This window comes from Stenotrophomonas sp. PI_27, assembly GCF_027854495.1.
In the GTDB taxonomy this organism is placed as follows: domain Bacteria; phylum Pseudomonadota; class Gammaproteobacteria; order Xanthomonadales; family Xanthomonadaceae; genus Stenotrophomonas; species Stenotrophomonas pavanii.
Window position 1 is genome coordinate 199,128 of record NZ_JAJNOF010000003.1, and the last position, 10,463, is coordinate 209,590.

Consider the following 10,463-nt stretch of genomic DNA (forward strand, 5'->3'; position numbering starts at 1 on the left):
GCACGGGCGCGCAGGCCGCTACAATGCGGGTTTGCCCTTGAACCGGACCGCCATGCAAGACCAGATCATCCAAGCGTTGCGCCAGAACGAGGCCGACCAAGCCGTGCAGCTGGCCCAGGCATGGACCCACGATGAACCCGGCCAGGCCGCGGCCCACCGCTGGCTGGCGCTTGCGCTGCAGCAGCAGGGCAGGGCCGAGGACGCGATGGACGCCCTGCAGCAGGCGCTGCAGCTGGCCCCGGACGATGCCCAGCTGCACCTGCAGCACGCCGGCCTGCTGCTGGCCCTGCGCCAGTTCGAGGGCGCCGGCGAGGCACTGACCCGCACCACCGGGCTGGACCCGAACGCGTTTGCCGCGTACCTGATGCAGGCCCACCTGGCGATCGGCCGCAATGATTTCGACGAAGCACAGCGACTGTCCACCCTGGCTTCGCGCGTCGAACCGGACCACCCGGAACTGCTGACCATCGACGGCATGATCGCGCTGCGCCGCGATGACCCCGATCGCGCGCTGAGGCTGCTGTCGGCCGCCAACCAGGCCCAGCCCAACGACCCCCGCGTGCTCTACGCACTGGGCTTCGCCTACCTGGGCAAGAACATGCTGGCCTTCGCCGAACAGGCATTCCGCCGCGTGCTGGAGCTGAACCCGGCGATCTCCTCGCTGCATGGCCTGGTGGTGCAGCTGGCCATGCGCCAGGGCAACCTGGAAGCCGCCGCCGAAGCCATGCAGGTCGCACTGCAGCAGCAGGGCATGGATACGCCGTCGATGCGCCGCTTGGCTGGCGAACTGGCGCTGCGCAGCGGCCAGCCGCTGCAGGCGCTGGAACACCTGCTGCCGTTGCTGGAATCGGCGCCCGGCGACCGCGAGGTGCTGCAGCTGCTGCTGATGTCCTGGCAGCGCCTGGGCCGCGAAGACGAAGCACGCGCACGCCTGGATGCCGCCCTGGAGCAGCACCCGCAGCTGCACGACCTGTGGCTGGCGCGCCTGGCGGTGGAAGAGGTCGGCAGTCCCACTGCTGCCGCCACGGTCGAGCGCTGGATGGACACGATGCCGGGCCACCTGCCGGCGCTGGAAGCGCGCCTGCGGCTGCACGACATGGTGGGCGAACACGCCCAGGCCGAAGCGATCGCCGAGCGCATCGTCAGCCTCGAGCCGGGCCGCGTCAGCGGCGAGACCCGCCTGGTCGAAGGCCTGCTGCAGCGCGATCCGGCCGCCGCCATCGCCCGCGTGCAGGCGCTGATCCAGATGGCCCCCGAAGGCCACCGCGCCGACCTGCGCACCTGGCTGGGCGAGATCCAGGATCGCGCCGGGCAGCACGAAGACGCGCTGCAGACCTGGCTGGCGCTGCAGGCCGACCAGGCACCGCAGCGCCTGCCGCTGCCGCCGCAGGCCAAGGCGCCGCCGAGCTGGCCGGACAAGGGCGAGATCGATGCGCAGGCCACTTCCGCGCCGATCTTCCTGTGGGGGGCACCGGGGTCGGGCGTGGAACGCGTGGCAACCGGCCTGGCCGCCGCCAGCCCGGTGCTGCGCAGCGACCGCTACACCTCCAGCGCGCCCGACGACGCGTTCCAGAACTACCACACGCTGCAGGACCTCGCTTCCGGCGTGCTGACCCCGGAGCGGCTGGTGCAGCGCTGGCGCGAACAGCTGCCGTCGCGCGGCGTGCAGGACGACGCGATCATCGATTGGCTGCTGTGGTGGGACAACGCGCTGCTGTGGGCGCTGCGCCCGCAGCTGCCGCAGGGCCGCCTGCTGGTGGTGCTGCGCGACCCGCGCGACATGCTGCTGGACTGGGTGGCCTACGGTGCGGCCGCGCCGCTGGCGATGACCTCGCTGGCCGAAGCCAGCGAATGGCTGGCGCGCGCGCTGGCCCAGGTTGCCGCCCTGCACGAGGACGACCTGTATCCGCAGGTGCTGTTGCGCATCGACCAGATCGGCAACGATCCGCAGGCGATGGCCGATCTGCTGGGCCGCCTGTTCGAACGGCCGATGCCGCCGGCCGCGCAGCTGGGCGCGCCGCGGTTCCCGCCGGGCCACTGGCGCAACTACCGCGACGTGATGAGCGCCGCCTTCGCCAAGCTCACCCCGATCGCGGTGCGCCTGGGCTATCCGGAAGAGTGAGGAGGATGCAATGCAGCTGAGCAGCCACAGCCTGGCCAATGGTGCGCCGATCGACCGTGAGTTCGCCGCCGGCGATGCCGCAGGTTTCGCACCGGACCGCAATCCGCACCTGGCGTGGAGCGGGGTGCCGGAGGGCACCCGTTCGTTCCTGCTGGTATGCGTCGATCCGGACGTGCCGACGGTGCCGGAAACGGTCGGGCGCACCGACATGAGCGTGCCGCGCGACCAGCCGCGCTGCGATTTCGTGCACTGGGTGATGGCCGATATTCCGGCCTCGGTGCGCGAGATTGCCGCAGGCAGCTGCAGCGACGGCTTCGTGGTGAAGGGCAAGTCCGCACCGGCCGGCCCGGCCGGCAGCCGCGAGGGCCTGAATGACTTCACCGGCTGGTTCGCAGGCAATCCGGACATGGCCGGCGATTATCTGGGCTATGACGGCCCCTACCCGCCGTTCAACGACGAACGCGTGCACCGCTACTTCTTCCGCGTGTTCGCGCTGGACGTGGCGTCGCTGCAGCTGCCGGAACGCTTCACCGCCGCCGACGCCTACAGGGCCATGCACGGCCACGTGCTGGCCGAAGCGGCGCTGCACGGCACCTACACGTTGAATCCGGCGCTGGGCTGAGGCGGCATGACGGGTCGTGCCGGCCGCTGGCCGGCAACGCCCGTGTGCTGCCGGATCCGCGCAGGGCAGCCGGCCAGCGGCCGGCTCTACCCGCAACGAAGAAGGGCGGCCTTGCGGCCGCCCTCCACCCGTCAGCCGACTGGCAGTCGGCTCTACATCACTTCTCGATGGCCGACTCGACCACCATGTCCAGCACGTACGCCTGCGACGGCGCATCGGCCGGCGGGTTCTTCACCTCGTAGCGCTTCACGCGCACCACGTTGCGCACGCCGTCTTCGTGGGTGTAGCCCTCGATGGTGCCGTAGAAGTTCTCGAACTTGCCCGGCTCACCCTGCTTCAGGCCCTTGTCGTCGAACTTCACTTCGCGCACCTGCAGGCACTGGTAGTCCGGGATCAGCGGGTGCGAGCACTTCTCGGTCTTGGCCGCCACTTCCAGGAACACGGTCTCGCCGGCGCCGCCATAGCGGGTTTCAGCGGTCGGTTCCGGGTTGAACACCAGCACGTCGCCCTTGGCGTTGGTCAGGGTCAGCGTGCCATCGGCACCCTGCTCGGCCTTCAGCTCGCCCTGCAGGCGGCTCGACACGGCCTCGTCCAGCGCCATCAGCGCCTTGTCGGTGCAGGCCATCATGGTCGACGCCATCGCGCTGACGCTCAGCTTGCCAGCGTCGAAGGTGTAGCCGCCGCCCATGCGGTTGCAGGTGTTGCTGACCGACAGGCGGCCCTCAGCGAAGTCCAGGGTGACCGGCTTGTCTTCGCGGGCGAACAGCGCGTCGATGCGCTTGCCGTCGGCGCCGGTGGCCTGCTGCAGCCGCCAGTGCTGGCTCTGCAGGCGCTGCGCATCCAGGTGCGCCAGCGTCTGCTGGTCTGCTGCCTTGGCCGCGGCCGGGGCCACGTCGTCGCCGCCGGTGCCGGCCGGGGCCGGGGTCTGGCTGCAGGCGGCCATCAGGGCCAGCGGAAGGAGCAGGGTGAGCTTGCGGTTCATGGTGATTCTCCTTGGGGAACCGTGGGGGAAACGGAGCGGGGCCGGCAACGGGGTTGCCACGCCCCGGCGCTGTTCAGCTGCCGGATGGCAACCACAGCAGCAGTGCCGCGCCCAGCGCGATGCGGTAGAGGGCGAAGGCGGTGAACGTGTGTGACTTGATGTAGCCCATCAGCCACTTCACTACGACGAAGCCGGTGACGGCTGCGGCAAGGAAGGCCACGCCCACGTCGGCCCAGTTCTCGCTGCCCAGCTGACCGGCCCTGGCCATTTCCAGGAAGGTGTAGGCGCTGGCGGCGAACATGGTGGGAATACCCACCAGGAACACGAACTCGGCCGCGGCGGCACGGCGGCTCAGGCCCAGCAGCATGGCCAGGAAGATCGCCGAGGCCGAACGTGAGGTGCCGGGGAACACGCCGGCCACCACCTGCGCCAGGCCCACGCCGATGGCCACCGTCCAGGTCACCTGGTCGCGGTCGGGCAGGCGTGCGGTGTAGGCCTCCACCAGCAGCATCCAGACGCCGCCGATGATCAGCGCCCAGGCCACCGGGCTGACCGTCTCCGGCAGTGACCAGCCGGCCTTGCGCACCACCAGGCCGACCACCGCGGTGACCAGGAACGCAGCGCCCAGCTTGAACACGTACTCACGGTTCTCGCGCTGGTTGAAGCCGGTGGCCAGCTGCAGCAGGCGCTGGCGGAACACCAGCACCACGGCCACGATGGCGCCGGCCTGGATGACGATGTTGAAGAAGTCCGAGCGGGCTCCCAGCCAGTGCTGGGCAATGAGCAGGTGGCCGGTGCTGGAGATCGGCAGGAATTCGGTCAAGCCTTCGAGGATGCCCAGCAGCAGGGCGGAGAGCAGGTCGGACATGGACGGTGCGTGCACGCGCGGCGGAAGGAAGAAGGTCGAGAGGATAGACGATCCCCGCTGCACCAAACGGGTGCGTGCGGTACCCCGCGCACCCGTTTGGTGCGCGCTGATCTGCACCGGTGCGGGGCGGTCTTAGTGAAATCAACGACTTGCGGGTCGCAAAAAGTTGGCACGGTCATTGCTGTACCTCAGCAGGCATTCATCCCCATCCGAGGTCGTACCGATGTCCGTGGAAAACGTTGAGAAGCTGATCAAGGACAACCAGATCGAATTCGTCGATCTGCGTTTCGTGGACATGCGTGGCGTCGAGCAGCACGTCACCTTCCCGGTCAGCATCGTCGAGCCGTCGCTGTTCGAAGAAGGCAAGATGTTCGATGGCAGCTCGATCGCCGGCTGGAAGGGCATCAACGAGTCGGACATGGTGCTGCTGCCGGACCCGTCCAGCGCCTATGTTGATCCGTTCTATGCCGATCCGACCCTGGTGATCAGCTGTGACATCCTCGACCCGGCCACCATGCAGGCCTATGGCCGTTGTCCGCGCGGCATCGCCAAGCGCGCCGAGGCCTACCTGAAGTCCTCCGGCATCGCCGAAACCGCGTTCTTCGGCCCGGAGCCGGAGTTCTTCATCTTCGACTCGGTCCGTTTCGCCAATGAAATGGGCAACACCTTCTTCAAGGTCGATTCCGAAGAAGCCGCCTGGAACAGCGGCGCCAAGTACGACGGCGCCAACAGCGGCTACCGCCCGGGCGTGAAGGGCGGTTACTTCCCGGTGCCGCCGACCGATACCCTGCACGACCTGCGCGCTGAGATGTGCAAGACCCTTGAACAGGTCGGCATCGAGGTGGAAGTGCAGCACCACGAAGTGGCCACCGCCGGCCAGTGCGAGATCGGCACCAAGTTCAGCACCCTGGTGCAGAAGGCCGACGAACTGCTGCGCATGAAGTACGTGATCAAGAACGTCGCGCACCGCAACGGCAAGACCGTCACCTTCATGCCCAAGCCGATCGTCGGCGACAACGGCAGCGGCATGCACGTGCACCAGTCGCTGTCCAAGGGCGGCACCAACCTGTTCTCCGGTGACGGCTACGGTGGCCTGAGCCAGCTGGCGCTGTGGTACATCGGCGGCATCTTCAAGCACGCCAAGGCCATCAATGCCTTCGCCAACTCGGGCACCAACAGCTACAAGCGCCTGGTGCCGGGCTTCGAGGCGCCGGTGATGCTGGCCTACTCGGCCCGCAACCGTTCGGCCTCGTGCCGCATTCCGTGGGTGTCCAACCCGAAGGCGCGCCGCATCGAGATGCGCTTCCCGGATCCGATCCAGTCCGGCTACCTGACCTTCACCGCGCTGATGATGGCCGGCCTGGACGGCATCAAGAACCAGATCGACCCGGGTGCACCGAGCGACAAGGACCTGTACGACCTGCCGCCGGAAGAAGAGAAGCTGATCCCGCAGGTCTGCTCCTCGCTGGACCAGGCGCTGGAAGCACTGGACAAGGACCGCGAGTTCCTGAAGGCCGGCGGCGTGATGAGCGATGACTTCATCGACGGCTACATCGCGCTGAAGATGCAGGAAGTAACCAAGTTCCGCGCGGCCACCCACCCGCTGGAATACCAGCTGTACTACGCCAGCTGACCGGGCGCGATGGCGGTGGGTTCCCCCTCCCACCCGCCGCCATCGCTTCCGTTTTCGCGGCTGGGGAGCCGCAAGGCGGGTGCAGGCCCGCCGTTGTAGAGCGGACTGTCAGTCCGCTGCATTGGAACGCGGGCCTTTGGCCCGCTTATCCAGGGGCAAGAGAGAGACCGGATACGCGACCAGGGCCGCCCTCCCTCCCGCGTCGGTCGTGCAAGGAGAGAGGCACGGCCGTCCCGGCCCTGTATGTGTCCGGTGCAACAGCCACGGTCATCATCCTGATGACCCGTGGTTGCCTGATGCCAACGCGCGCTGGCGCGCTGGCCCCATCCACCATCGGGACATGCGCATGAAACTGATCTCCGCCATCATCCGACCGTTCAAGCTCGACGAGGTCCGCGAGGCCCTGTCCGATGCAGGCGTGTCGGGCATCACCGTGACCGAAGTGAAAGGTTTCGGTCGCCAGAAGGGCCACACCGAGCTGTATCGCGGCGCCGAGTACGTCGTGGATTTCCTGCCCAAGATCAAGATCGAAACGGTGGTCACCGACGAGCGTGCCGACGCGGTGATCGAAGCGATCCAGTCGTCGGCAGGCACCGGCAAGATCGGTGACGGCAAGATCTTCGTCACCGCCGTTGAACAGGTCATCCGCATCCGCACCGGCGAAATCGGTGCCGACGCGCTGTAACCCCCTTCCGGAGATTTCCCCCATGAAGATGCGCCTTCTCACCGGGTGGCAAGCCCGGTTCCACCTGGTGTGCCTGCTGATGCTGCTCAGCGCGCTGGCCGCCGGCGCCTGGCCGGGCAGCGCCCACGCCCAGGCCCAGGTCTCGCCGTTGCCCAGCGAAAGCGTGGCGGTCGAGCCGCTGCACGACGCGGCCGCCACCGCCGCTGCGCCGGCCGTGGCCGAAGCCGCCGCCGCCTATGATCGTGGCGACGTCGCCTGGATGCTCACCTCCACCCTGCTGGTGCTGTTGATGGTCGTGCCGGGCCTGGCCCTGTTCTATGGCGGCCTGGTGCGTTCGAAGAACGTGCTGTCAGTGCTCAGCCAGATCCTGGTGGTGTTCTCGCTGGTGCTGCTGCTGTGGGTGGCCTATGGCTACAGCGCGGTGTTCAGCGCCGGCAATCCGTTCTTCGGCTCGTTCACCGAATTCGCCTTCCTCAAGGGCTTCACCCCGGAGTCGGTGGGCAACACGCCGATCAAGGGCCTGCCGGATTACCTGTTCGTCGCCTTCCAGTCGACCTTCGCCGGCATCACCACCGCGCTGATCGTCGGCGCATTCGCCGAGCGCATCAAGTTCCGCGCCGTGCTGCTGTTTTCGGCGCTGTGGTTCACCCTCAGCTACATCCCGATGGCACACATCGTCTGGGGCGGCGGCTACCTGGGTGAACTGGGCGCGATCGACTTCGCCGGTGGCACCGTGGTGCACATCAATGCGGGCGTGGCCGGCCTGGTCGGCGCGTGGTTCGTCGGCAAGCGCCTGGGCTACGGCCAGACCGCGCTGAAGCCGCACAATGTACCGTTTACCTACATCGGCGCCATGCTGCTGTGGGTGGGCTGGTTCGGCTTCAATGCCGGTTCCGCCGCCGCCGCCGATACGGTGGCCTCGCTGGCCTTCCTCAACACCGTGCTGGCCACCGCTGCTGCCGTGCTTGGCTGGACCCTGGTGGAGGCGATCGGCAAGGGCAAGCCGTCGGCGCTGGGTGCGGCGTCGGGTGCGGTGGCCGGGCTGGTCGGCATCACCCCGGCCTGTGGCACCGTCGGGCCGCTTGGCGCGATCGTGATCGGCTTCGTCGCCGGCGTGGTCTGCGTGTGGGGCGTGACCGGTCTCAAGCGCCTGCTGAAAGTGGACGACACTGCCGACGTGTTCGGTGTGCATGGTGTCGGCGGCATCGTCGGAGCGATCCTCACCGGCGTGTTCAGTGCACAGTCGCTGGGCGGAACCAAGGCCGATCTGGATATCGCCCACCAGGTGTGGGTGCAGGTGGTCAGCGTCGGCCTGACCGTACTGTGGTCGGCGGTGGTGACCGCGGTCATCCTGCTGGTGGTCAAGGTCGTGGTTGGCCTGCGCGTGACCGAAGAGGCCGAACGCACCGGCCTGGATGTGACTTCGCACGGCGAATCGGCGTACGAGGCCTGACCGGCTTCACGGTTTCGCGGACGCCTCGTTACTGCCGTCGCACAGGCAGTAGCGGGCGTCCGCCCTCGGCGGCCCTAGGGCCGCCGATGTCTATCCACCGGCTGGCAGCGTCGGAGCAGATTCCGATGGCCGCCGGCTGCCAGAAGCCGCCTCGTCGGACATCACACTTTGCTGGGCAAGGCGTTGGCCCGCGTAGCTTGCCGGCTCTGTCGCCTTCCATGCGATTCCCCTAAAGTGCGGCCTCTTCCAGCCGAATACTCGTCGGACTGGCAGTTATCCGCAGGGAAAGAGCATCGTGAAACAGGGACGTAAGGTACGCAGCCGCGCGTTGCGGTGGCGGTTGTCCGTGGGCGTGGGATTGGCCATCGCCGGCCTCCAGGCGCCGGCATGGGCGCAGACGGTGTCGCCGGATCAGGAACTGCTCCGGCAGCAGGAGCGCGAGCGCCTCCTGCGTGAACAGCAGGAGTCCACGCCGGACGTCCGCCTGCAGCCGGCTACCGAAGACCTCGGCCACCTGCCGATGGAGGAGTCACCGTGCTTCACCATCAACGCCATCGCGCTGCAGGGGGATCTTGCGGACCGCTTCCGATGGGCGCTGGCGGCAGCTGATCCCCGCAGCGATCCCGCCACCGGGCGCTGCTTGGGCACGGGCGGCGTGGACGTCGTGATGAAGCGCGTTCAGAACGCGATCATCGAGCGCGGCTACGTCACCACCCGCATCCTGGCCGCACCGCAGGACCTGAAGGCCGGCATCCTGACGCTCACGGTCGTGCCAGGGCGCGTCAACGCCATCCGCTTCGCCGATGGAAAAGGCCGTATCCCCGCCCTCTGGAACGCGATGCCGGTGACGCGCGGCGAGGTGCTGAACCTGCGTGACATCGAGCAGGCGCTGGAGAACCTGCAACGCGTGCCGACCGCCTCGGTGGACATACAGATCGCGCCACCAGCCGACGGCGCGGCCGCCAAACCCGGCGAAAGCGACCTGGTGATCAGCTGGAAGCAGGCGCGCCCGGTACGGGTCAATCTGACCCTGGACGATGCCGGCAGCCAGAGCACGGGCAAGATGCAGGCCGGTGCCACGGTGTCGGTGGACAACCCTGCGGGCCTGAGCGATCTGTTCTACATCAACGTGGGCAGATCGGTGTTCAATGGCAGCGAACGTGGCACCGACAGCTGGGCGGCGCACTACAGCCTGCCGCTGGGCGGTTGGTTGCTGGGCGCCAATGCCAGCAAGTACGACTATGAGCAGACCGTTGCCGGTGCGTTCGAGAACTACGTCTACAGCGGCTCCAGCCGCAACGCGGAATTGCGTTTGACCCGCATGCTGTTCCGCAATGCGCACGCCAAGACCAGCATGTACGCGCGTGGCTGGTATCGCGAATCGGACAACTTCATCAACGACACCGAGATCGAAGTGCAGCGCCGCCGCATGGCCGGCTGGGAGCTGGGCCTGGGCCACCGTCACTTCATCGGCAAGGCGACGCTGGATGTGAACCTGGCGTACCGCAAGGGTACCGGTGCCTTCAACGCGTTGCGTGCGCCGGAAGAGGCCTTTGGCGAAGGCACGGCGCATGGCCGCATCTATACCGCGGACGCGCAACTGGTCCTGCCCCTGCAGTGGGGCAAGCAGAGCCTGCGCTACATCGGCAGCTGGCGCGCGCAGTGGAACCGCTCGCCATTGGTGCCGCAGGACCGGTTCTCCATTGGTGGCCGCTACACCGTGCGTGGCTTTGATGGCGAAATGTCGCTGACCGGTGAGCGTGGCTGGTTGCTGCGCAATGAAGTGGGCGTGCCCCTGGGCGGCGGCGTGGAGGCCTACGTTGCCGTTGATCACGGGCGTGTTGCCGGCCCGTCCACGGCGCGATTGCTGGGCAACCGGCTCACCGGTACCGCGCTCGGACTTCGCGGTGGCACCCGCCACATCAACTGGGATGCGTTCGTCGGCAGCCCGCTGTCCAAGCCACGTGGTTTCCAGACCGCCTACACCACGTTCGGAATGAACGTGGGCGTCTCGTTCTGACACCTGCACATGACCGGCCTGCGCAGTCCGCTGCGCGGCCAACACGATGCGGTACCGCGCAGCCTGCTGCGCATACAA

General features: G+C 67.7%; 8 protein-coding genes. 6 read left to right on the plus strand and 2 right to left on the minus strand.

Going from position 1 to position 10,463, the window contains the following annotated elements; translation table 11 throughout:
- Window positions 1-52: 52 nt before the first annotated feature.
- The gene (locus LRM18_RS05060) at window positions 53-2,122 is read left to right on the plus strand and encodes a tetratricopeptide repeat protein (protein ID WP_154329815.1); all 2,070 of its coding nucleotides are present in this window, start codon (window positions 53-55) and stop codon (window positions 2,120-2,122) included.
- A gap of 10 nt (window positions 2,123-2,132) precedes the next feature.
- Window positions 2,133-2,744 (plus strand): YbhB/YbcL family Raf kinase inhibitor-like protein, encoded by a 612-nt coding sequence (locus tag LRM18_RS05065; RefSeq protein ID WP_270951931.1) that lies wholly within the window; start codon window positions 2,133-2,135, stop codon window positions 2,742-2,744.
- Window positions 2,745-2,901: 157 nt separating this feature from the next.
- Here LRM18_RS05065 and LRM18_RS05070 read toward each other — a convergent pair whose 3' ends face one another.
- A complete protein-coding gene (locus LRM18_RS05070; RefSeq protein ID WP_049466280.1) occupies window positions 2,902-3,726 on the minus strand; it encodes an META and DUF4377 domain-containing protein in 825 nt (274 codons plus the stop codon).
- A 73-nt stretch (window positions 3,727-3,799) separates the two neighbouring features.
- Window positions 3,800-4,594 (minus strand): undecaprenyl-diphosphate phosphatase, encoded by a 795-nt coding sequence (locus tag LRM18_RS05075; protein WP_057493697.1) that lies wholly within the window; start codon window positions 4,592-4,594, stop codon window positions 3,800-3,802.
- Between the two features lie 223 nt (window positions 4,595-4,817).
- On the opposite strand from LRM18_RS05075, the gene glnA reads away from it, so the two are divergent.
- From glnA to LRM18_RS05095, 4 genes are all read left to right on the plus strand, one after another.
- Window positions 4,818-6,227: a type I glutamate--ammonia ligase gene (glnA, locus tag LRM18_RS05080; RefSeq protein WP_019661939.1), complete on the plus strand. Its 1,410-nt coding sequence runs from the start codon at window positions 4,818-4,820 to the stop codon at window positions 6,225-6,227.
- A 346-nt stretch (window positions 6,228-6,573) separates the two neighbouring features.
- Window positions 6,574-6,912 (plus strand): P-II family nitrogen regulator, encoded by a 339-nt coding sequence (locus LRM18_RS05085; RefSeq protein ID WP_004134334.1) that lies wholly within the window; start codon window positions 6,574-6,576, stop codon window positions 6,910-6,912.
- A 22-nt stretch (window positions 6,913-6,934) separates the two neighbouring features.
- Window positions 6,935-8,365 (plus strand): ammonium transporter, encoded by a 1,431-nt coding sequence (amt, locus tag LRM18_RS05090; RefSeq protein WP_053506115.1) that lies wholly within the window; start codon window positions 6,935-6,937, stop codon window positions 8,363-8,365.
- 295 nt (window positions 8,366-8,660) lie between these two features.
- Window positions 8,661-10,385, plus strand: coding sequence for a ShlB/FhaC/HecB family hemolysin secretion/activation protein (locus tag LRM18_RS05095; RefSeq protein ID WP_270951995.1), 1,725 nt, complete (start codon window positions 8,661-8,663; stop codon window positions 10,383-10,385).
- Window positions 10,386-10,463 lie beyond the last annotated feature (78 nt).